The organism is Streptococcus sp. 20925_1_77, from assembly GCF_041432125.1.
Taxonomy (GTDB): Bacteria; Bacillota; Bacilli; order Lactobacillales; family Streptococcaceae; genus Streptococcus.
The window spans coordinates 1-22,476 of sequence record NZ_JAPVZB010000023.1; the positions used below are offsets into that span (position 1 = coordinate 1).

A 22,476-nucleotide genomic window follows, 5' to 3' on the forward strand; every position below is an offset into this window, starting at 1 on the left:
ACAATCCAGAAATAATTGAGAGGCTAGGACTTTTGTCCCAGCCTCATGTAGCTTTTACAGAATAGAACAGTTAACCGTTTTGGCTAAAAGCTTTACTCTATTTCACGCTTTCGTTCACTTATCACTAAATAAAAATATCATATAAATAAACTTTTTTTAAAAAATAACAGGCCAGAGTTTGACACTTTTTTCACAAAGGAGTATACTGTTAGCATAGTTTTGTCGGATATTTATAAAAGATCCCATCAAAACTAGTTGTCAACCCTTGCTGTTCTGATAGGAACGTTTGCTGGTATCATTGATACCAAGGAGGAATCATATGTCTAAAGTAGCTATTGTCACAGGTGCTGGTCAAGGAATTGGTTTTGCAATCGCAAAACGCTTGGTGCAAGATGGCTTTAAGGTTGGAGTATTGGACTACAATGCTGAAACAGCTGAAAAAGCAGTTGCTGAGTTGTCCGCAGAAAATGCTTTTGCAGTCGTTGCCGATGTATCAAAACAAGCAGAAGTGGCTGCAGCTTTCCAAAAGGTTGTTGACCATTTTGGAGATTTGAATGTTGTCGTGAACAATGCAGGTGTTGCGCCAACTACACCACTTGATACAATTACAGAAGAACAATTTACACGTACATTTGCTATTAACGTTGGTGGAGTGATCTGGGGTTCTCAAGCTGCACAAGCTCAATTCAAAGCGCTTGGCCATGGCGGAAAAATCATCAATGCAACTTCACAAGCAGGTGTTGTAGGTAACCCTAACTTGACTGTTTATGGTGGTACTAAATTTGCAGTTCGTGGTATCACACAGACTTTGGCGCGTGACTTGGCGGATTCAGGCATCACTGTCAATGCTTATGCACCAGGTATCGTGAAGACTCCAATGATGTTTGACATTGCTCATGAAGTTGGTAAGAACGCGGGCAAAGACGACGAATGGGGTATGCAAACATTCGCTAAAGATATCACTTTGAAACGTCTTTCTGAACCAGAAGATGTAGCAGCGGCTGTCAGCTTCCTTGCTGGACCTGACTCAAACTACATCACAGGTCAAACCATTATCGTGGATGGTGGAATGCAGTTCCATTAAGATAAAAAACAGAGGTTGGGATCAACATCCTAACCTCTTATTTTGTGCGTTCACAATAAAAGAAACAGAGATCAAAAAAACCACTCCCAAAAGGGAAGTGGTTTTGTGTTGGTTCTTATTTGAGACCGTATTTTTTGTTGAAACGATCCACACGTCCATCTGCTTGAGTGAACTTTTGACGTCCAGTGTAGAATGGGTGTGAGTCTGATGAAATTTCAACACGGATCAATGGGTAAGTTTCACCTTCGAATTCAACTGTTTCGCTAGAGTATTTAGTTGAACCGCTGAGGAACTTGTAACCAGTAGTAGTGTCCATGAAGACAACAGGGCGATATTCTGGATGGATATCTTTTTTCATTTTGCAATATTTCCTTTCTGCCATGGTCTCTTTCCGAGCCATAGATTGTTACTAAGCTAGTTTACCAAATTTCCAGGATCTTGACAAGTATTTTCACTAATTTTATTTAAAATAATGATCAAAAAAATCACCCTGGCTAAGCCAAGGTGAATCTAATATTATTATTGTTCAGATTGATTTGGATCTTTTGGTGCTTCAACTGGTTGATCAGCTTGTCCTTCAGTGTGTTCGTGTGTTTCTTTTTTGATTTCATCTACAGCAGTTTTTACAGTAGAAGTTGTCACGCGTCCAACAGATTGGGCAAATCCTTTACCAGATTCAGCAAGTTCTTCGAAGGTTCCTTTAGTGATTTTACCACCTGACATCGCCAAGAGACCAGTCACAACAATAGCGATGCTTGCAATCAAAGTAAGGATTAACCCAAAGCCGATTGAAAAGCCATAGCCATTGAAATTAACAGCGTACTTGTTCACACCGAAAACATCGATCAATGTTACAACAGTTGAGAGAGACCCTGATACGATAACACCAATTGCAAAACCTTTTGGTAGTGAAGTTTTTACATCGTTCAAGCAAGCAAGGACAATCGCAACGACTGCGAAGATAATAACAAACCATCCATCTCCGCGAAGGCCATTCCAGGTGTATGAACCAAAATTTCCAGCATTAAGGTTTGCCCATGGCAAGAAAGAGCTAAGAATCGCTACCGCAAATGAAAACCCCATTACCAAGATAAAAAGGCTGAGAAATCGTTCTCAGCCTTCGTTCGTGCGTGCCACTTCTTGTAGCTCTTTGTAGATTTGATCGTTTTCTTCGAGGGAGTAGGAGTTGGCTCCACTCGCTAGTGGATGGCCACCACCATTATGTCGTTTGGCAATCTCGTTGATCACTTTTCGTTTGCTACGCATCCGGACACGGAAGTGACCGTCGGCCTGCTCGACAAAGATGGCCCAAACAGATACGGTATCTATGCGTCCAGGGGCTCCGACAATTGCAGCAGTCTCTGAATCCCGTAGATCGAATTTCTTCAAGAGCTCTTGTGTCAAGGTCACACGCGCAGCACCATGTTCATCGATCTCGAGATGGTCATAGACATAGCCTTGAAGCTTAGCAGTTTTGAGATTGATCGTATCCATTTGACGAGCAAGTGAAGTAAAATCAAAAGGAATGCTTCGAAGGGTTGCAGCAATCTCAAAGGTCCGAGTCGAAGTGGCAGGATAAAGAAAACGCCCTGTATCGCCGACAATCCCGGCATAGAGGAGACGAGCAGCACTAACCGGGAGTTCGAGATCCAATTCCTTGGCAAACAGGGTAATCAACTCGCTGGTAGAGCTAGACTCGGTATCGACCCAGAGTAGATCACCATAAGCATCGTCATTTGGATGGTGGTCGATCTTGATCAGGAAATCTCCCGTCGTATAGCGCTTGTCATCGATGCGGGGAGTATTGGCCGTGTCACAAACGATCACCAAAGCTCCCTCATAATCCTCATCCTTGACGTCATCCATCTCAGCTAGCCAAGTCAAGGTCGGCTCATCATAGCCAGTTGCCAATACCCGCTTTTGAGGGAAGTGCGCACGCAGGAGATCCCGCAAGCCCACTTGGCTACCAATCGCATCCGGATCCGGATTTTGATGACGGTGGATAATAATCGTGTCATAAGCTTGAATCTTTTCAAGAATGTCATTCATTACGTTCATACATTACCTCATTTTCTCTGTCAATTTTAACATAAAAAAGGCCCATCCAGCAAGCATTTATCACTATGTAGGGGCAGTGGAAGCGGTTTTACAGATATTCAATATTTTGGTAGAATGAATGAATAGATTGAGTATGGGAGGAACTAGAATGATTGAAATTAAAAGTAATGCTGAGACAGCACAAGAGTTAGCGGCTTCTTTAAAAGATAGTGGGGATACACTTTCGGGAGTTGCATCAGCTTCAAAAGATGAACAAACCAAACTATCCGGTAATGATGCTGCCCATCAAGCCATTGATACTGCTAAAACCAAAGCAGAAGAAATTGCAGCAGCGATTGAATCAATCGGGACCAACCTACAAAGTGTTTCAACTGGATTTACAGAAGTGGATGAAGCGACTGCTGCGAGCATGCAATAGGTTGAAAGAGTAGGAAGATGGATTACGATCAACGACTGTTAGAATTAAGAAAAAAAGAAGACCAACTTTTCCAGAAAGAAAGGGCCATTATAAAAGAAACAAGAAAGTTGGAAGAGGATTTGAACCGCTTTGAAGCGTATAGCTATGATGCACACCGTTTTTTATGGAATGCATTTGAATCTTATCCTTCCTCTAGAAATTTTTTTGACCACCTTCAGGAGGAAGCCCTTCATGAATCGCGAAAAATTTCAACTAGTTATTTGGAAGAAATAGATGAATTAGCTATCCAAAAAAGAACAATCGAAGATGATTTAAATGATATTTATCACGAACGAAAAAAACTAAACTTTGAAAAGGAGAGTGACGATGGGAATCGAAGTTTATCGAGGTAGTTTGGATAGTCAGGCTACTAGCACAGGGACGATGGTTGAGCAGCAACTGAAAGCCTATGAGGCACTAGAAACATCATTAACCCAAATAGAAAACTCAGCCTCACGCTTGTCTGGCCAAGCTTACGACTCATTTAGAACCTTTGTGACAAGTGTTGTTAAGCCATTGAAAGAAGCCGGCGTAGCTTTAGCGGATGCGACACAAGAAAGTGTGAAAAAGCTCCCAAAATCCTATCGCTCTGAGGTGGCTGATGAGGACTTACAGGAAGAAAAGTTGGTTTCTGATATTGAACAGTGTGATCGGATGATTGCTATGTTTCATGCAGAGATCAATGAAATTGCAGCTAGTCAATCGACCAGTGCTGGAGATTTTCAACGGTTGCAGAGATTACAGCGACTTCAAGGCTTAAACATATTAGATGGTATTGTAAAAGCTGCTAGAAATAAACTACAAGAAAAATTAAACAAACTAAGAGCATTTAATGCAACGTCACCAAGCATCTTCTGGGAAATTGATGTTTTAGCCCAAGCTATTCAAATAGCTGTCAATCAAATTAACGTAGCGTGGGATCCAAATACTGGAATGTATTCTATTCCAAAGGATTTATCTTGGTCAGATCTCGTAAATGAAACGATTAAGAATAAAGAGTTTGAAAGTGAATATTTGCCAACGAAACCAAAGGGTGTAACAGCTTTCGAATATAACCAATTTCTCACGGGATTACGTGAACAATCAGTGAACCTTAAAGAAATAGATGGTTGGGATAAGGATGCCATCAAAGGTTATGTCAAAGGCGTTTCAAAAAGAACAGCAGATATCAAGACAGGTAGCGAGTTAAACGCAAGGAGAGATGCTTTATATGCGGAAACCAAGGAGATTGGATCCGATATTTATACAGAGATGTATGCTAGTAGTAAACTTGATTCAAAAGCGAAAGTAAAACTGGTTCTTAAGCAATTGGGGGCAGAAACGGACAAAAAGCAGTTTATGCATTTGACAAGTCAAACCCATAAGATTTCAGAGAACCTACCACCACACGGTGATTTCAACATGTATTTCAGACGGGATGTGGTAAAAGCGTTTGGAAATGAAAATCTTAATTACCAAAAGGATCCACTTAGGCAACAAGTTCATTTCTTCCGCTATTATTTGGATCGTCAAGCGATTTACTATATTCGCAGTCATTACGAAGGAGCAAATGATTACGAAAAACTGTTAGCATATGGTAAAGAAAATAATATTGAATTTGATTATACAACTGGCTCTAACTACCATAACCGCTTCACTCCAAAAGATGGCTTCAAACATCCCTATAATATGAAGGTTCAAGTACCCAAAGGCAATTCATCTAAAGGGAATGATTTAAACAATGCTCGGATGGTGGAGTTTATTGTGAATATGGATACCGGCGAGTTTGATAGCCAATGGGATGCCTATGACAAGCACAAACTTCCAAATGGTCGCTATGATTCCAACCCAGATCATTATTCTGAAGAAGAATTAAGAGAAATTGCAAATACGGAGTCCTTTAACTATGGTCCTTCAAAAGGTGATAATTCTGATGTTACTAAGTTTTACGAAGGTAAACATGGAATGCTCGATGTGGATGGCACTCCTGAGCCAGCTACTCGAACTGAAGCAAAAAAACTATTTCGCTATGAAGATGATTTGGGTAAAACAGATGAAAAAACTGGTCATGTAGGTCAATTCGCGGATATTGTAAAAGGAGGAGGACATGAAGATTATGAAGCATGGCAACGTAATACAAAAGGAATGTCAGAAAAAGAAAAAATGGAAGAGTATAATAAATATAAAAGTTATGCTAGTGGCATTAAGCCTAGCGATCGCGGGTATAATAAGTATACTCGTAGCCCTGAGTACATCAAAGAGCATAAGTGATACTCATTCAATATTAATAAATAAACGTTATATTGAGACTCAAAGTATTTCAGATAATGATAAAAAATTATCAATCAGTGCAGGTTTTGATTTAAAAGAAAAAGATTTTTTTTATTACCATGGAGCTGCAATAAAAAATAATAAATTGTATGGTGGTAGTCAGGAATATAGTGCTGCGGAGTATTATAAAAGAGCTTTGGATATTGAGCTCACTTCAGCACTTTTAAATCACAAAATTAATATTAAAGATATAAAAGATTCCAACTATCAAATCACTCGTTCAACTGATTCATTCATCAATAAAAAATTATTAGAAGAAAAACAACCGCCTGAATTTGAAGGTAGATATTCTATCAAGGATAGTCAGTTTTCCAAAGTCCGTATCACCTACAACAAAGAATTTCTACCAACAAAAATTGAGTGGTACTATAAGGGTGAAGAAGGACTAAAATGGTACACTTGGCGCACCTATTCGTATCCCTTCAAAAATAAGTCTGATTTTGATAAAAAGCTGGATGAAGAAATCGAAAATATTAAAGAAATTCAAGAGGAAAATGAGGGAGATTAACCTAGTTTTGAGATAAAGCTGAGCTTACATATGTCTCAGCTTTTTGAATAGTTTAACACTTCACTTTGGATGTATATTTTGCTAGAATGAAATGGATATGATAAAAGAAGTTAAACAATTAATTAAAAGAAAACGATGGTTAGAATTTCCAAAAAAAATTGTGGTAGTGTTGCTCGTAATACTTATTGCAGTATTCCTAAGTAGTTGCAGTTACAATCAACCGGCATTGAATGTTTTAAAGAAAAAACAATTTGTTATGATTAAAATGGGAGATTCTACCGATGAGCATTTTGAGGTTGGGGTGGACCTTGAGAAAAAAGAATATTACTATAATGATGAAACGGCAGTGAAAGACGATACAGTTTATGGTGGTTATAAAGCGGACTGGGATCGTAAACAGTATTACAAATCTGCAGTAAATGAAGAACTATCGTCAGTTCTGTTAAGTAAGAAAATTACTACTGATGAAATTAAGAAATCTAACTATCAGATTACAAGTTCACCGAAAAGATTTGTGGATGATAAATTAATGAAAGAGGAATATCCGCCTGAATTTGAAGGTAGATATTCTATCAAGGATAGTCAGTTTTCCAAAGTTCGTATCACCTACAACAAAGAATTCTTACCCACTAAAATCGAATGGTACTATAAGGGTGAAGAAGGCCTCAAATGGTACACTTGGCGCACCTATTCGTATCCCTTCAAAAATAAGGCTAATTTTGATAAGAAATTAGATGAAGAAATTAAAACTATTAAAGCAATTCAAGAAGAAAACGAGGGCGATTAGGTTGAATCGGTCCAAATTCTTGAAACGTGTCCCTTCTTTCAGCTTATCGGGAAAGGTTTCGTGCAAAATGCTTGAAAAAGTGGTATAATACGGGAAATAGCTTTTGGGAGGAAATTATGACTGTAGCGAAGATTGTTTTTGCTAGTATGACTGGAAATACTGAAGAAATTGCTGATATCGTAGCGGACAAATTCCGTGATCTTGGTGTCGAAGTAGATGTGGATGAGTGTACAACTGTGGATGCGGAGGACTTCCTTGATGCGGATATCGCAGTAGTAGCGACTTATACTTACGGTGATGGAGAGCTTCCAGATGAGATTCAAGATTTCTACGAAGATTTGGCTGGCCTTGATCTCAAAGGCAAACTTTATGGTGTGGTAGGATCAGGTGATACCTTCTACGATGAATTCTGTAAAGCAGTTGATGATTTCGACCGTTGCTTCGCTGCGACTGGTGCTGAAAAAGGTTCTGAGTGTGTCAAAGTTGATTTGTCTGCAGAAGACGAAGACATCGAAAAATTAGAAGCCTTTGCAGAAGAACTTGTAGCAAAAGCAAATTAATGACAAAGAGGCTGGATCGATGGATTACAGCATCGCTTTATATCCAAAATAAAGAGGAGACACATGGATTTAGATCAGATTCGTAAGGACATTGACCAGATCGATCAAGAGCTTGTAGCCTTGCTGGAAAGACGGATGGTCTGTGTCGGTCAGATTGTAGAATATAAGGAGCAGCAGGGCTTACCTGTGCTCGATCAAGGAAGGGAAAGAGAGGTACTTGAGAAAGTCGGCTCTCTCGTGACGGATGAGCAGTATCGTGCGACTATTCAAGCTCAGTTTCAAGATATGATGAAGCGCTCTAGAGACTTCCAAGAGGAGGTGAGGGCGCGTGACTAGTCTATCGATCAAGCAAAAAGCACAACAGTATGTGGTCCTAACAGGGATGGCTCTTTTCATTGGTCTCTTGGTCGGTGCCATTGACATGATTTTTGGTCAAGGTCTTCTCCTGATTGGAGATTTTCGAAGCCAGCATTGGCCCTTGATTCTTTTTCTAGCCATAGCGGGTCTTGTCATCGTTTATCTTTATAAACGTTTTGGTGGCAAGGCTTCAAAAGGGATGGGCCTCATTTTTGATGTCGGGCACGCGCGTGAGGAGAAAATCCCCTTGGTCTTGGTACCGTTGATCATGCTGACGACCTGGATGAGCCATCTCTTTGGTGGTTCGGTCGGTCGGGAAGGTGTAGCAGTCCAGATCGGAGCGACCCTTTCGCATCGTTTTGCGCGTTATATCAAGATTCCAGATGCTTCGCGTATCTTTCTCATGACTGGGATGGCAGCTGGTTTTGCGGGGCTTTTTCAGACGCCACTCGCAGCAACCTTCTTTGCTCTTGAAGTCTTGACAGTTGGGGAGTTGCAGTTGATGGCTCTCTATCCTGCCCTTATCGCCTCGATCGTGGCTAGCTTCACCTCTCATGCCCTTGGTTTGGAGAAATTTGCTGTGCCACTTAGAGAAACGCTGAGCTGGACACCAGAGACCTTGATCAAAGTCGCTCTACTTGGCCTAGCTTTTGGCCTCGCTGGGAAACTCTTTGCTGTTAGCCTTTCATGGTTGAAGAAAACAGTCGCTCAAGTCTTACCTAATCCTTATATCCGGATTGCCCTTATAGGGGCTGGACTTAGCTTGGTCCTCTTGACTCTCCAGCTGACCAAGGTTGGCACTTATAGTGGACTTGGAACCAATCTGATTGATGTGGCTTTTCATCAGGGCAGAGCACAGAGCTATGACTGGATCTTGAAGCTCCTCTTTACCGTAGTGACCATCTCTGCTGGATACCAAGGAGGAGAAGTGACACCGCTCTTTGCGATCGGAGCTACACTCGGAGTCTTTCTTGCTCCTATGCTGGGCTTACCAGTCTTAGTCGTGGCCGCTATCGGTTATGCCAGTGTCTTTGGCAGTGCGACGACGACCTTGCTCGCACCGATCTTGATCGGAGGAGAAGTCTTTGGCTATGCCAATCTGCCATTCTTTGTCATTGCTTGCGCCATCGCCTATTGCCTGCCAAAAGAGTGGAGCATTTATTCCGGCCAAAAAGTTGCGAAAAAGTAGAGAAAAGAGCTTTACAAACCTGAAATTATCTGATATGATAGTTTCTGTGCGTAATGGAAGCACAAAAATACAGTTTATCCGCTGAGGGAGGTCCCTCAAGATTGACGAAGATAGGAGAATAAAATGAATCCATTAATCCAAAGCTTGACTGAAGGTCAACTTCGTACTGATATCCCTGCATTCCGTCCTGGTGACACTGTTCGTGTACACGCGAAAGTTGTCGAAGGATCTCGTGAACGTATCCAGATCTTTGAAGGCGTTGTTATCGCTCGTAAAGGTCAAGGACACACTGAAATGTACACTGTTCGTAAAATCTCTAACGGTGTCGGTGTTGAACGTACATTCCCAGTACACACTCCACGTGTAGAAAAGATTGAAGTTGTACGTTACGGTAAAGTACGTCGTGCGAAATTGTACTACCTTCGTGCGTTGCAAGGTAAAGCAGCTCGTATTAAAGAAATCCGTCGTTAAGACGAACAAGGAGGCGGGAGTGATCTCGCTTCTTTTTTTATAGGTCCCCTTAGTTCAATGGATATAACAACTCCCTCCTAAGGAGTAGTTGCTGGTTCGATTCCGGCAGGGGACATGAAGAAAAAGGGAACTCGTGCATGCGAGTTCCTTTTTGTGTGTAAGAATGAAGTTAAAAATAGATGGAATATCTCCATATAATGAATTGATTTTTGAGGAAGGAAGGAGTAAAATGAAGTTAATATAATGACTAATTAGGGATAGATGAAAATAAGCACAAAAAAAGCACCGAATCGGTGCGCACTTTTTCAAGTTGGATACGGACAAAGCCTTATTTTAACTTGCTGTGTTGTTTCGAATAATCCCAACACCATTATTCTACAACTTTATCATCGTAAATGCAAGGCATAAGGGAGGAAAATTATGAAAAAACCATATTCAATTGGCTTAGATATCGGGACAAATAGCGTAGGATGGGCAGTTATTACAGATGATTACAATGTTCCGGCCAAAAAAATGAAGGTTCTTGGAAATACCAACACGAAGGCTATCAAAAAAAACTTACTTGGGGCTCTACTTTTTGATGCAGGGAATACTGCTGCAGATTGTAGGTTTAAAAGGACCGCTAGACGTCGACTTACAAGACGTCGGAATAGAATTTTGTATTTGCAAGAAATATTTGCTGCAGAAATGAATAAACTGGATGAGAGTTTTTTCCATCGCTTAGATGATTCATTCCTAGTTCCTGAGGATAAGAGAGGAAGCAAATATCCAATTTTTGGAACTTTAGAGGAAGAGAAAGAGTATCATAAACAGTTTCCAACGATTTATCATTTGAGAAAGAGTCTAGCAGATTCGAAAGAGAAAGCTGATTTGCGTTTAATCTATTTAGCTTTGGCACATATAATTAAATATCGTGGACATTTTTTGTATGAAGACACATTTGATATTAAAAACAATGATATTCAAAAAATCTTTAATGAATTTACATGTATTTATGATAATATTTTTGAAGAAAGTTCACTTAGCAAAGAAAATGCACAGGTAGAGGAAATTTTTACTGATAAGATTAGTAAATCTTCTAAAAGAGACCGTGTCCTAAAACTATTTCCTGATGAGAAATCAACGGGATTATTTTCTGAGTTTTTAAAATTAATTGTTGGGAATCAAGCTGATTTTAAAAAACATTTTGACTTAGAAGAAAAGGCTCTACTACAATTTTCTAAGGATACTTATGATGAGGACTTGGAAAGTTTGTTGGGGCAAATTGGGGATGATTATGCTGATCTTTTTGTGGTGGCAAAAAAACTCTATGATGCCATACTACTAGCAGGGATTTTATCTGTTAAAGATCCTGCAACCAAGGCACCTCTATCTGCCTCTATGATAGAACGTTATGATAATCATAAAAACGATCTTTCGGCATTAAAACAGTTCATAAGAAGGAATCTTTCAGAAAAATATGCTGAAGTTTTTTCTGATGATTCTAAAGATGGATATGCTGGATATATTGTTGGTAAAACTACTCAAGAAGGATTTTACAAATATATCAAAAATCTGGTTTCTAAATTTGAAGGAGCAGATTATTTCCTTGAAAAAATTGAACGTGATGATTTTTTGAGAAAACAACGTACTTTCGATAATGGTTCTATCCCTCATCAAATTCATCTTCAAGAAATGAATGCTATTCTCCGGAACCAAGGGGAATACTATCCATTCCTAAAAACGAACAAAGAAAAAATCGAACAGATCCTAACATTCCGTATTCCTTATTATGTAGGCCCATTAGCTCGTGGCAATAGTGATTTTGCTTGGCTGACTCGAAATTCTGACGATGCAATCAGACCATGGAATTTTGAAGAAATGGTTGATAAAGCAAGATCTGCGGAAGACTTCATCAATAAGATGACAAACTTTGACTTGTATCTGCCAGAAGAAAAAGTTTTGCCTAAGCATAGCCTGTTGTATGAAACATTTGCTGTCTACAATGAATTAACAAAAGTTAAATTTATTGCAGAAGGAATGAAAGACTATGAATTCCTTGATAGTGGACAAAAAAGGAAAATAGTAGAAAATATTTTTAAAAATCAAAGAAAAGTAACAGAAAAGGATATTATAAATTATCTTCATAATGTTTATGGTTACGATGGAATCGAAATAAAAGGAATCGAAAAGCAATTTAACGCTAGTCTTTCTACTTATCATGATTTACTCAAAATTATCAAGGATAAAGAGTTTATAGATGATCCTAAAAATGAAGAAATTCTTGAAAAGATTATCCATACTCTCACAATTTTTGAAGACCGAGAAATGATTAAGCAACGTCTTGCTCAATATAATTCTGTCTTTGATGAGAAAGTGATTAAGGCACTATCTCGTAAACATTACACTGGCTGGGGCAAACTCTCTGCCAAATTGATTAACGGTATCAGGGATAAACAAACAGGCAATAGTATTCTTGATTACTTGATGGATGATGGTAAGAGCAATCGTAATTTTATGCAGTTAATAAAAGATGATGGACTTTCTTTCAAGGAAATTATCCAAAACGCACAAGTTGTGGGTGAAACAGATAATTTACGACAAGTTGTTCAAAATCTTCCTGGAAGTCCTGCTATTAAAAAAGGAATTTTACAGAGTATAAAGTTAGTTGATGAACTTGTTAAAGTTATGGGGTCTGATCCCGAGTCTATTGTAATTGAGATGGCACGAGAAAATCAGACAACTGCTAAAGGAAAAAAGAATTCTCAACAAAGATATAAACGAATTGAGGATTCATTAAAAAATTTAGCATTTGGTCTTGACTCCAAAATTCTAAAGGAACATCCAACAGATAATATTCAACTCCAAAATGATCGCCTCTTTCTTTACTATCTTCAAAATGGAAAAGATATGTACACAGGAAATCCACTTGATATTAATCAATTGAGTAGCTATGACATAGACCATATCATTCCACAAGCTTTTATTAAGGATGATTCTCTTGATAATCGTGTTTTAACTAGTTCAAAAGATAATCGTGGTAAATCTGATAATGTTCCAGATCTTGAAATAGTTGAGAAGATGAAAGGATTTTGGCAACAATTACTGAAATCCAAGTTAATCTCAGAGCGCAAATTTAATAATTTAACCAAAGCTGAACGTGGTGGTTTGGACAGGCAAGATAAGGTTGGCTTTATTAAACGTCAATTAGTTGAAACACGGCAAATCACAAAACATGTTGCACAGATTTTAGATGCCCGTTTCAATACTGAAGTGAATGTCAAAAAACAGAAAATTCGAACTGTAAAAATCATCACTTTAAAATCTAATCTTGTTTCCAACTTCCGTAAAGAATTTGGGTTATACAAAGTGCGGGAAATAAATAACTACCACCATGCGCATGATGCCTATTTAAATGCAGTTGTTGCTAAAGCGATCCTTAAGAAATATCCTAAACTAGAGCCTGAATTCGTATATGGTGATTATCAAAAACATGATCTTAAGAGGTATATATCAAGAAGCAAAGACCCGAAAGAAATTGAAAAAGCAACTGAAAAGTTCTTCTTCTACACAAACTTGTTGAACTTCTTTAAAAAAGAGATGCATTACGCAGACGGGACTATCGTAAAAAGAGATAAAATAGAATATTCTGAAGAAACTGGAGAAATAGCTTGGGATAAGGAGAAAGGTTTCGCAACAATAGAGAAAGTACTTGCTCTTCCACAAGTTAATATTGTAAAGAAAACAGAAATTCAAACACATGGGTTAGATAGAGGTAAACCTAGAGGATTGTTTAATTCGAATCCATCTCCTAAGCCATCTGAAGATAGTAAAGAAAATCTTGTCTCAATTAAACAAGGGCTTGACCCTCGAAAATACGGTGGTTACGCTGGTATTTCTAATTCATACGCAATCTTAGTCAAAGCGATTATTGAGAAAGGAATAAAAAAACAACAAAAAACAATTCTTGAGTTCCAAGGTATTTCTATTTTAGATAAAATAAATTTTGAAAAGAACCAAGAAAATTATCTTCTTAAAAAAGGATACACAGAAATTCTATCAACTATTACTTTACCTAAATATAGTTTGTTTGAGTTTCCTGATGGTACAAGAAGAAGACTAGCAAGTATTTTATCGACTAACAATAAACGTGGAGAAATTCATAAAGGGAACGAATTAGTCCTTCCTGCCAAGTATACTACTCTTTTATACCATGCGAAGAGAATTAACAAGTCCCTCGAACCGGAACACTTGGAGTATGTTAATAAACATAGAGCAGAGTTTGCTGAACTTTTAGAATATGTTCTTCGTTTTAATGATAAGTATGTTGGAGCTTTAAAAAATGGAGAGAGAATCAGGGAATCATTTATTAATTGGGAAACAGTTGATATAAAAGACATCTGTTTCAGTTTTATTGGTCCAGAAAATAGTAAAAATGCAGGACTATTTGAGTTAACTTCGCAAGGAAGTGCCTCTGATTTTGAATTTTTAGGTGTTAAAATTCCTCGTTATAGAGACTATACACCTTCATCACTTTTAAACTCAACCCTCATCCATCAATCTATCACAGGCCTTTACGAAACTCGGATCGACTTGAGCAAATTAGGAGAAGAGTAATGGGGTGGCGTACAGTAGTTGTAAACACTCATTCTAAATTAACCTATAAAAACAATCATTTAATTTTTAAAGATGCATCTCGGACAGAACTAATCCATCTGTCCGAGATTGATATCTTACTTCTTGAAACAACTGATATAGTCTTGTCGACCATGCTTGTAAAACGGCTTATTGATGAGAATGTGTTAGTGATCTTTTGTGATGATAAAAGACTTCCAACTGCCCATTTAATGCCTTATTATGGACGTCATGATTCAAGTTTACAATTGTCTAAACAGATTTCTTGGAATGAAGAAACTAAAGGTTTTGTATGGACAAGCATCATTTCTCAAAAGATATTGAATCAAGCAATATATTTAGGAAGTTGTGGTTTTTATGAAAAATCACAATCAATCATAAAGTTATATGATGGGTTAGAAATTTTTGATCCAAATAATCGAGAAGGACATGCTGCGCGAATATATTTTAATTCCTTATTTGGGAATGATTTTAGTCGTGAGCAAGATAATGATATCAATGCTGCATTGGATTATGGGTATACTTTATTAATGAGCATGTTTGCGCGTGAGATTGCGTTATCAGGTTGTATGACTCAGCTAGGATTGAAGCATGCGAATCAGTTTAATCAATTTAACCTCGCAAGTGATATTATGGAGCCGTTTCGACCAATTATTGATCGTATTGTATATGAAAATAGAGGTTCAGAATTTGTGAAGATTAAAAGAGAATTATTCTCGATATTTTCAGATACTTTTCAATACAATGATAAAGAAATGTACTTAACGAATATTGTCAGTGATTATACGAAGAAAGTCATTCAGTCATTAAATAATCCTGAGAAAGGAGTTCCTGAGTTTAGGATATGAGTTATCGATATATGCGAATGATTTTAATGTTTGATATGCCAGTTGAAACAGCAGAGGAGAAGAAAGCCTACCGTAAATTTAGGCAATTTCTGATTGATGAAGGATTTATCATGCATCAGTTTTCCATTTATAGTAAGTTGTTGCTAAATAATTCAGCAAATAATGCAATGATTGAACGATTAAAAAACCATAACCCTAAAAAAGGGAGTATTACATTGCTGACAGTCACGGAAAAACAGTTTTCCCGTATGATCTATTTATGCGGTGAAAGAGATACAAGTGTAGCAAATTCAGATTCACGTTTAGTATTTTTAGGAGAGGAATTTTCAGATGAAGATTAATTTCCCTATATTAGATGAGGCAATAACAATAACAAATGCTACCTTCTTAGCCCTTGAAGATCAGCAAGTATTTTCAGAACTTGTGAAGCAATTTTATCAATACAATGGTGATAGTGATTTAAAGATATTTGACTCTCGTCTGATATCATTAAAAGAATCCGAACTTCTGGTAATAACTGATATTTTAGGCTATAATTTAAATTCAACTTCCATGCTAAAATTGATTCATACTGATTTAGAAAATCAATTGAATGAAAAACCAGAAGTGAAGTCAATGATAGAGAAATTAGTCGTGACAATTACGGAATTATTAGCTTATGAGTGTTTGGAGAATGAATTGGATCTAGAGTATGATGAAATCACTATCTTAGAGTTGATCGAAGCATTAGGTGTTAAAGTAGAAACAATAAGCGATACTGTATTTGAAAAGTGCATGGAAATTGTACAGGTTTTCAAATATCTATCAAAAAAGAGACTCCTTGTTTTTATAAATGTAGCTGCTTACTTATCAGAGAAAGAAATTGAAAATTTAATAGAATATATTGGATTAAATCAATTACCTGTCTTATTTTTAGAACCAAGGCAAGTCTACAAATTTCCACAATTTATACTAGATAAAGATTATTTCTTGAATGCTGAAAATATGCTATAATAGCAGTAATGACGGGATTCATACGGACTGAAGTCTAGCTAGGACGAATGGCGCGATTACGAAATTTCGAAAGAAAAATCATTCTACGAGGTTTTAGAGCTGTGTTGTTTCGAATGGTCCCAAAACTGGCAATGAAGGTGATATGAAGTTCTTCATGTTTTAGAGCTGTGTTGTTTCGAATGGTCCCAAAACAGAAATGAAGTTGATGAGAAAGCTTCCCGGGTTTTAGAGCTGTGTTGTTTCGAATGGTCCCAAAACAAGGATGTATACCCCTAGAAAGTCAATGTAGTTTTAGAGCTGTGTTGTTTCGAATGGTCCCAAAACAAGAGCCTGTTTGATATGTCTACTGTACATGTTTTAGAGCTGTGTTGTTTCGAATGGTCCCAAAACTCATTGCATTAACAGATACAATCTTTTAAAGTTTTAGAGCTGTGTTGTTTCGAATGGTCCCAAAACGTGTTATTTAAAAACCTTCGTAAAATGTTTGTTTTAGAGCTGTGTTGTTTCGAATGGTCCCAAAACATATCAACCCAGTAGTCTATCTCTTTGTACGTTTTAGAGCTGTGTTGTTTCGAATGGTCCCAAAACGTGTTGTTGAAGTCAGTAGATCTCTTGTAAGTTTTAGAGCTGTGTTGTTTCGAATGGTCCCAAAACGGGGTCTATCCTAACATGGATCACACACGCGTTTTAGAGCTGTGTTGTTTCGAATGGTCCCAAAACAAAGTGTATGGGTAAGGTATAGGGATAAGAGGTTTTAGAGCTGTGTTGTTTCGAATGGTCCCAAAACACGACCTTCTACAAGGTAGCCGTTGATTCCGTTTTAGAGCTGTGTTGTTTCGAATGGTCCCAAAACACAAGACTATATTGATAGCTGGGCAGAATTGTTTTAGAGCTGTGTTGTTTCGAATGGTCCCAAAACAGTATATGCAGATGAAGTACAAGGAACAACGTTTTAGAGCTGTGTTGTTTCGAATGGTCCCAAAACAATAACTTGTTCTGGTTCGTTCTCGCCATCGTTTTAGAGCTGTGTTGTTTCGAATGGTCCCAAAACTCATATGCAACGAAACGCTAAAGGGTTTGAGTTTTAGAGCTGTGTTGTTTCGAATGGTCCCAAAACTTGATTACTTTGATGAAGTAGAAAGCATGGGTTTTAGAGCTGTGTTGTTTCGAATGGTCCCAAAACTATAAACAAGGCCATTACAAGGGGATTTGAGTTTTAGAGCTGTGTTGTTTCGAATGGTCCCAAAACACAACCAACACAAACACAGGGAGGCTTCACGTTTTAGAGCTGTGTTGTTTCGAATGGTCCCAAAACATGCTTAGAAAGTTGTTATCCTGCGCCTACGTTTTAGAGCTGTGTTGTTTCGAATGGTCCCAAAACTCTGTTGAATTTGATATCTGATCTTTCATAGTTTTAGAGCTGTGTTATTTCAAATGGTCCCAAAACTATTTTTTGAATTATATAACAGAATATTTTAAAAATGAAGGGGTTTTCTATGGAGAGTGATGTGTTTTTTGAATATTATTTAAAATCACTTAGGTTTTATTTTGGTGATAGGTGTAAGGATATTGGATTTATAAAATTTTTCAAAGATGAAGACAATAGTTTTATTACAATAGAGGATTATGTTTTAGAAGCATTAGTAGTATTGACAAATATTTTGAGTAAGGAGAGGATTGTGTTTTCTTGTGGATTTATTCATAGCGAGGGGGTAGTTACTGGAGTAGAAGTATGTATGAATATATTAGAGTTAGAAAAATTAAATAATTTGTATAAGATTTAGTTTTGAAGAATATTAAAAAACATAAGGGAAACTGTCTATGTGGGATGTGTGGAGTTGATAGTATCAGTGTTTCTAGTTATAGAGCTGTGTTGTTTCGAATGGTCCCAAAATAAGAAAATCAAAAAAATGATGGTCTAGGAGCTCGATACATTGAGCTTCTTTTTCTTGAGAAATTCAAATCATAATTTTACAGACTTTTATGTCATTAATTGATTCTCCCCCTCCACTTTTTCTTTGACTCTCCTTTCTTATTTTTCTAAAATAGTAGGTGTGTGAAGGGAGATTGATATGAAAAAAGGTTTTGTGGTTGTGCTTTCTGCTTTGGTCTTGGCTTCGTGTGGTCGTCCTCAGAGGACGGTGACACCTAAGAGTTCGGATACCAAGCAGACCAGCACTTCAGAAAAGAAACAGTCTGGCATGGACTTGAAAGCCATTAAAGCTAAGGACTACACGAGTATCAAGGGGACTTGGATCGATGGTCGTGGCAATGAGCTGGTCTTTGATGACAAGGGCTTGGTTAGCGAAGATGTCGAGCTTGATGCATCGAGCTTTAAGCAGAAGGACCAGATTGCTGAGATGACGGTTAGTGCCAAGTCGGGTGTTGGCGGCTACGGTCTCTTGCTTCTTCCAAAAGGTCAGAAAGCGGGAAAAGACGATGCTTCGGATAAGTCTAAGGATCGGATCTGGGCTGGTCAGTCACCGGCTTATGGCGATGATGACAATTTCTACTATCGCAAGAAAGAGCAACCGAAAGATCGGGAGCAAGCTGATACAGACTATAGCAGTAGTACGACAAAGACGAGTAAGGCCAAGAAGTGGAATACTCGATCGGATAGCGAGGTTAAATCTTCGAAGAAGTCGGATCAGAATGATTATCCAGGCTACACCGATGCTCAGGTCGAAGCTGCGCGTGTCTGGGCTTATGTGATCAAGTCTGTACCGACAGAATTGAGTATTAATGAAAAGAGTGCTGGTACAAAAATTTACTTTGGTGGGCTAGGAGTTGACTATCCTAAAGATGTTCGTCAGTTGTTTACACCAATTTCTGCAGAAGGCCATGTGACTTATGCATCCAATGGTGATGGAACAGTCACGATCTATCCTGTACCGAGCCACTGGCAACAGTCTGCTGATGAACTCAATAGTGAAGAGTTTATGACGCAATTTACCCAAGGGATCTTGGATCATGCGGAGACGGTGACCTTGCCAGATGGGGATCCAGATATGATTCGTCAGATTCTTGCCGTACTGAAGTAAGAGCTAGATTTGAGAGCTCAGTTTATTGTTTTTTTAAGCTGATCCTGTTACAATGATAGTACTCGGAAAAGACTGGGCTTCCAGCCTTTTTCATTTCACTTTAGAAAGGTCTTTTATGAAACGCAAATCGATTTTGTTTCTCTATTTACTCTTGCTAGCGATTGGCCTAGCCTATGAGACCCAGTCGCTGACAGAAGGCTGGATGTCTGGTAGCCAGTACGGGATTGTGGGACTTTCAACCTTGATCCTCTTGGTTTATGCGCTTCCTGCTGTTTGGGCTCTCTTTCATTTCGCTAAGAAGTGGAAGTTGTCTTGGGTACCGGTTCTCTTTTCTCTATTAGGTGGGGGCTTTGTTGCCGGTTGGTTGTCTAGCTTTGCCAATACTTATTTCCATGACATGATTCAAGCGATCGCTCCTAATAGCGACTTTTGGAACCAGTACGAGAGTGCCATCGCTGCGCCACTCTTTGAGGAACCCTTTAAGTTGATCCCTATCTTCTTTGTCCTCTATTTGTTCAGCGTCCGTCGCATCAAGTCGATCTTCCTCTTGGCGATTGCATCTGGTCTTGGTTTCCAGATCGTGGAGGACTTTGCCTATATTCGTCAGGACCTGCCGGGAGGTTTCTCTTACACGGTGTCAGGGATTCTCGGTCGTGTGGCCAATGCGCCCATGTCTCATTGGGTCTACACAGGCCTTGTCATGCTAGGACTCTTCTTGATTGTCCAAGCAAGCAGAGGACGTAAGGATTTACGTCTAGCAGGCTGGGGATACTTAGTAGCTGGGTTTGGACTCCATTTTGTTGGCAATTCACCTTTCTCACAAATCGTGACCGAGTTGCCGATTGCGATTCCAGTCTTGAATGCTACGGGGCTCTTCCTGATCTACCAAGCTTATCAAACCGTTGAGCGATTAGAACAAGCAAAATAAAACGAAAAAAGAATGCGTATGTGTGCACACATACGCATTTTTGTTATTTTCCAAGACAGAACTGGCTGAAGAGTTGGGTGATGAGCTCATCTGGAGCAGCATCCCCTGTGATTTCTCCGAGAATTTCCCAGGTGCGGGTGAGGTCGACTTGAAGCAGGTCTACCGGCATACCGAGGGCCAAGCCTTCGTTGACCGCTTGCAGGCTTTCAACAGCTTTCTCGATGAGGGAGATGTGACGAGCATTAGAAAGATAAGTCGCATCTTGCTCAACCAGCCCAGCATTTTCGAAGAAGAGGGCATTGATCCGGTCTTCAATTTGATCGATGTTTTGGTTTTTCAGAACGGAAATCTTGATATGATCTTCCGGCAGTTGGTCGATTTCGATCTTCTCTGGGAGATCGACCTTATTGAGGAGAATGATGCGGTTGCTATCTTGTGAGATCTCAAGGAGTTGGCGATCTTGATCAGTCAAGGGCTCGCTAGCATTGAGGACGAGGAGGACTAGATCAGCTTCCTTGAGGGCTTTTTTCGACCGTTCGACACCAATCTGCTCAACGATGTCTTCGGTTTCCCGGATACCAGCTGTATCGACTAGTTTGAGGGGAACGCCGTTGATGTTGACGTATTCCTCGATAACATCACGGGTGGTTCCTTCGATATCGGTAACAATGGCTTTTTCTTCGCGAAGAAGATTATTGAGGAGGCTGGACTTGCCGACGTTTGGTCGACCGATGATAGCAGTAGAGATCCCTTCACGCAAGATCTTACCGCGACGGGCAGTCTTGAGGAGGTTGGTCAAGAGGGCTTCAAATTCACGGGTCTTTTCACGGATGATCTCAGTGGTTGCTTCTTCGACATCATCGTACTCAGGATAGTCGATATTGACTTCGACCTGGGCCAGGGTATTGAGGATCTCTTGGCGCGTGTTGTTGATGAGGTCGGAGAGGGAACCGTCTAGTTGCTTAACGGCGATGTTCATAGCCTTGTCGGTCTTGGCGCGGATAATGTCCATGACGGCTTCAGCTTGGGTTAAATCGACCCGACCGTTCAGAAAGGCCCGCTTGGTAAATTCACCAGGTTCAGCCAAACGAGCTCCTTCACGGATGACCAATTGCAAGATTTCGTTAGTCACAGCAATCCCGCCGTGGGTATTGATCTCGATAATGTCTTCACGGGTGAAGGTCTTCGGCGAGCGCATGGCTCCCACCATGACTTCGTCGAGAATCTCGTTCTTATCTGGATCTACGATATGGCCGTAGTTGAGGGTGTGGCTAGCGACCTTGCTTAAATCTTTCCCTTTGAAGATCTTTTGCGCAATGGCAAAGCTGTCTGTCCCGCTCAAGCGGACGATCCCGATCGCCCCCTCACCAAGAGGAGTCGAGATGGCAGCAATGGTATCAAATTCTTTAGTAATCATGTCATTTCTCTTTTCCTGTAGATTCATCTCTATTCTATCGTAAAGTCAGCGGACGGGCAAGGTTTTGCTTTTAGAACTAAATGATGGAAAGGGTTTCAATTAATTAGTGAAATCTCTTACAGAATATGCTATACTGTAATAGAATATAAAAGGAGGTCTATGATGGTAAACCTAAAAGAACAGGTAGGAATTAAAGCGGCTGAGTTTGTCAAAGACGGCATGATTGTCGGTCTCGGTACAGGGTCAACTGCTTATTATTTTGTGGCTGAATTGGGTCGTCGCATCAAAGAAGAAGGCCTGCAGATCACAGCTGTCACAACGTCGAGTGTGACCTATGATCAGGCTGAAAGTTTAGGCATCCCGCTCAAGGCCATCGACGATGTCGAAGTGGTCGATGTGACAGTGGATGGCGCAGATGAAGTGGATCCTCAATTGAACGGGATCAAAGGTGGCGGTGGGGCTCTCCTCATGGAAAAAATCGTCGCAACCAATTCTAAAGACTGCATTTGGATCGTGGATGAATCCAAACAAGTCGCAACTCTTGGAGCATTCAAACTTCCAGTGGAAGTAGTGCAATACGGGGCTGAAAATCTTTTCCGTCACTTTGAGCAAAAAGGCTACCATCCTGCTTTCCGTCTGGCGGATGATCAACGTTTTGTCACCGACCAAGGCAACTTTATCATTGACTTAGATCTCAAAGTGATCGAGAATGCAGAAGCTCTAGCCAATGAATTGGATCACACCGTAGGCGTCGTAGAGCACGGTTTGTTCTTGAACATGATTTCAAAAGTGATTGTAGGGACACCAGATGGTCCTGTCATCATCGAAAAATAGATAGTGGGACAGAAATCGGT

Annotated in this window: 22 protein-coding genes, 1 tRNA gene and 1 CRISPR repeat array; of the genes, 19 read left to right on the plus strand and 4 right to left on the minus strand. The window is 39.4% G+C overall.

Annotation, left to right across the window (positions count from 1 at the left end; translation table 11 throughout):
* Positions 1–319: 319 nt before the first annotated feature.
* Entirely contained in the window at positions 320–1,084 is a 765-nt protein-coding gene (locus O3626_RS09680) for a (S)-acetoin forming diacetyl reductase (protein ID WP_201087792.1), read from the plus strand.
* 115 nt (positions 1,085–1,199) lie between these two features.
* Here the strand turns inward: O3626_RS09680 and O3626_RS09685 are convergent, their stop codons facing one another.
* From O3626_RS09685 to O3626_RS09695, 3 genes are all read right to left on the minus strand, one after another.
* Positions 1,200–1,442 carry a type B 50S ribosomal protein L31 gene (locus O3626_RS09685; protein WP_003016441.1) on the minus strand — a complete coding sequence of 81 codons (243 nt, stop codon included), beginning with the start codon at positions 1,440–1,442 and terminating at the stop codon, positions 1,200–1,202.
* Positions 1,443–1,603: 161 nt separating this feature from the next.
* Positions 1,604–2,167, minus strand: a complete 564-nt coding sequence (locus O3626_RS09690; RefSeq protein WP_371496639.1) for a lantibiotic ABC transporter permease — start codon at positions 2,165–2,167, stop codon at positions 1,604–1,606.
* Positions 2,168–2,197: 30 nt separating this feature from the next.
* Positions 2,198–3,142 (minus strand): bifunctional oligoribonuclease/PAP phosphatase NrnA, encoded by a 945-nt coding sequence (locus O3626_RS09695; RefSeq protein ID WP_195623052.1) that lies wholly within the window; start codon positions 3,140–3,142, stop codon positions 2,198–2,200.
* A gap of 148 nt (positions 3,143–3,290) precedes the next feature.
* Between O3626_RS09695 and O3626_RS09700 the strand changes: the two genes are divergently transcribed.
* From O3626_RS09700 to O3626_RS09780, 17 genes are all read left to right on the plus strand, one after another.
* Entirely contained in the window at positions 3,291–3,560 is a 270-nt protein-coding gene (locus tag O3626_RS09700) for a TIGR04197 family type VII secretion effector (protein WP_023917931.1), read from the plus strand.
* A gap of 17 nt (positions 3,561–3,577) precedes the next feature.
* Positions 3,578–3,952 (plus strand): DUF3958 family protein, encoded by a 375-nt coding sequence (locus tag O3626_RS09705; protein WP_023917933.1) that lies wholly within the window; start codon positions 3,578–3,580, stop codon positions 3,950–3,952.
* On the plus strand, positions 3,927–5,849 hold the full coding sequence (locus O3626_RS09710) for a DUF3114 domain-containing protein (protein WP_371496642.1): 1,923 nt from the start codon (positions 3,927–3,929) through the stop codon (positions 5,847–5,849). Before O3626_RS09705 ends, O3626_RS09710 begins: the two co-directional genes overlap by 26 nt.
* Positions 5,770–6,417, plus strand: coding sequence for a hypothetical protein (locus tag O3626_RS09715; protein ID WP_371496644.1), 648 nt, complete (start codon positions 5,770–5,772; stop codon positions 6,415–6,417). Before O3626_RS09710 ends, O3626_RS09715 begins: the two co-directional genes overlap by 80 nt.
* 97 nt (positions 6,418–6,514) lie before the next feature.
* Entirely contained in the window at positions 6,515–7,204 is a 690-nt protein-coding gene (locus O3626_RS09720; protein WP_229289616.1) for a hypothetical protein, read from the plus strand.
* Between the two features lie 116 nt (positions 7,205–7,320).
* Positions 7,321–7,764, plus strand: coding sequence for a flavodoxin (locus tag O3626_RS09725; RefSeq protein ID WP_003007049.1), 444 nt, complete (start codon positions 7,321–7,323; stop codon positions 7,762–7,764).
* Between the two features lie 63 nt (positions 7,765–7,827).
* On the plus strand, positions 7,828–8,100 hold the full coding sequence (locus tag O3626_RS09730) for a chorismate mutase (RefSeq protein ID WP_045759363.1): 273 nt from the start codon (positions 7,828–7,830) through the stop codon (positions 8,098–8,100).
* Between the two features lie 46 nt (positions 8,101–8,146).
* On the plus strand, positions 8,147–9,310 hold the full coding sequence (locus tag O3626_RS09735; RefSeq protein WP_371496657.1) for a chloride channel protein: 1,164 nt from the start codon (positions 8,147–8,149) through the stop codon (positions 9,308–9,310).
* Positions 9,311–9,433: 123 nt separating this feature from the next.
* Entirely contained in the window at positions 9,434–9,781 is a 348-nt protein-coding gene (rplS, locus tag O3626_RS09740; protein WP_003003254.1) for a 50S ribosomal protein L19, read from the plus strand.
* Positions 9,782–9,824: 43 nt separating this feature from the next.
* Positions 9,825–9,896: transfer RNA gene (locus O3626_RS09745), tRNA-Arg, on the plus strand.
* 305 nt (positions 9,897–10,201) lie between these two features.
* On the plus strand, positions 10,202–14,377 hold the full coding sequence (gene cas9, locus O3626_RS09750) for a type II CRISPR RNA-guided endonuclease Cas9 (RefSeq protein WP_371496647.1): 4,176 nt from the start codon (positions 10,202–10,204) through the stop codon (positions 14,375–14,377).
* A complete protein-coding gene (cas1, locus tag O3626_RS09755) occupies positions 14,377–15,243 on the plus strand; it encodes a type II CRISPR-associated endonuclease Cas1 (RefSeq protein ID WP_350007568.1) in 867 nt (288 codons plus the stop codon). The genes cas9 and cas1 overlap by 1 nt, the downstream gene beginning before the upstream one ends.
* On the plus strand, positions 15,240–15,584 hold the full coding sequence (gene cas2, locus O3626_RS09760) for a CRISPR-associated endonuclease Cas2 (protein WP_065427741.1): 345 nt from the start codon (positions 15,240–15,242) through the stop codon (positions 15,582–15,584). Before cas1 ends, cas2 begins: the two co-directional genes overlap by 4 nt.
* Complete coding sequence (csn2, locus tag O3626_RS09765; RefSeq protein WP_350007569.1) at positions 15,574–16,236, plus strand: type II-A CRISPR-associated protein Csn2; 663 nt, start codon at positions 15,574–15,576, stop codon at positions 16,234–16,236. The genes cas2 and csn2 overlap by 11 nt, the downstream gene beginning before the upstream one ends.
* 90 nt (positions 16,237–16,326) lie before the next feature.
* Positions 16,327–17,683: a CRISPR direct-repeat array (repeat unit 36 nt; unit sequence GTTTTAGAGCTGTGTTGTTTCGAATGGTCCCAAAAC).
* 49 nt (positions 17,684–17,732) lie between these two features.
* Positions 17,733–18,020: a hypothetical protein gene (locus O3626_RS09770; protein WP_350007570.1), complete on the plus strand. Its 288-nt coding sequence runs from the start codon at positions 17,733–17,735 to the stop codon at positions 18,018–18,020.
* A 288-nt stretch (positions 18,021–18,308) separates the two neighbouring features.
* Positions 18,309–19,277: a DUF6287 domain-containing protein gene (locus O3626_RS09775; RefSeq protein WP_371496650.1), complete on the plus strand. Its 969-nt coding sequence runs from the start codon at positions 18,309–18,311 to the stop codon at positions 19,275–19,277.
* Positions 19,278–19,392: 115 nt separating this feature from the next.
* Positions 19,393–20,205, plus strand: coding sequence for a PrsW family glutamic-type intramembrane protease (locus tag O3626_RS09780; protein ID WP_371496653.1), 813 nt, complete (start codon positions 19,393–19,395; stop codon positions 20,203–20,205).
* A gap of 43 nt (positions 20,206–20,248) precedes the next feature.
* Here the strand turns inward: O3626_RS09780 and mnmE are convergent, their stop codons facing one another.
* Positions 20,249–21,622 (minus strand): tRNA uridine-5-carboxymethylaminomethyl(34) synthesis GTPase MnmE, encoded by a 1,374-nt coding sequence (mnmE, locus tag O3626_RS09785; RefSeq protein WP_371496655.1) that lies wholly within the window; start codon positions 21,620–21,622, stop codon positions 20,249–20,251.
* 162 nt (positions 21,623–21,784) lie between these two features.
* Here mnmE and rpiA point away from each other — a divergent pair, with 162 nt between their 5' ends.
* On the plus strand, positions 21,785–22,456 hold the full coding sequence (gene rpiA / locus O3626_RS09790; RefSeq protein ID WP_371496659.1) for a ribose-5-phosphate isomerase RpiA: 672 nt from the start codon (positions 21,785–21,787) through the stop codon (positions 22,454–22,456).
* Positions 22,457–22,476 lie beyond the last annotated feature (20 nt).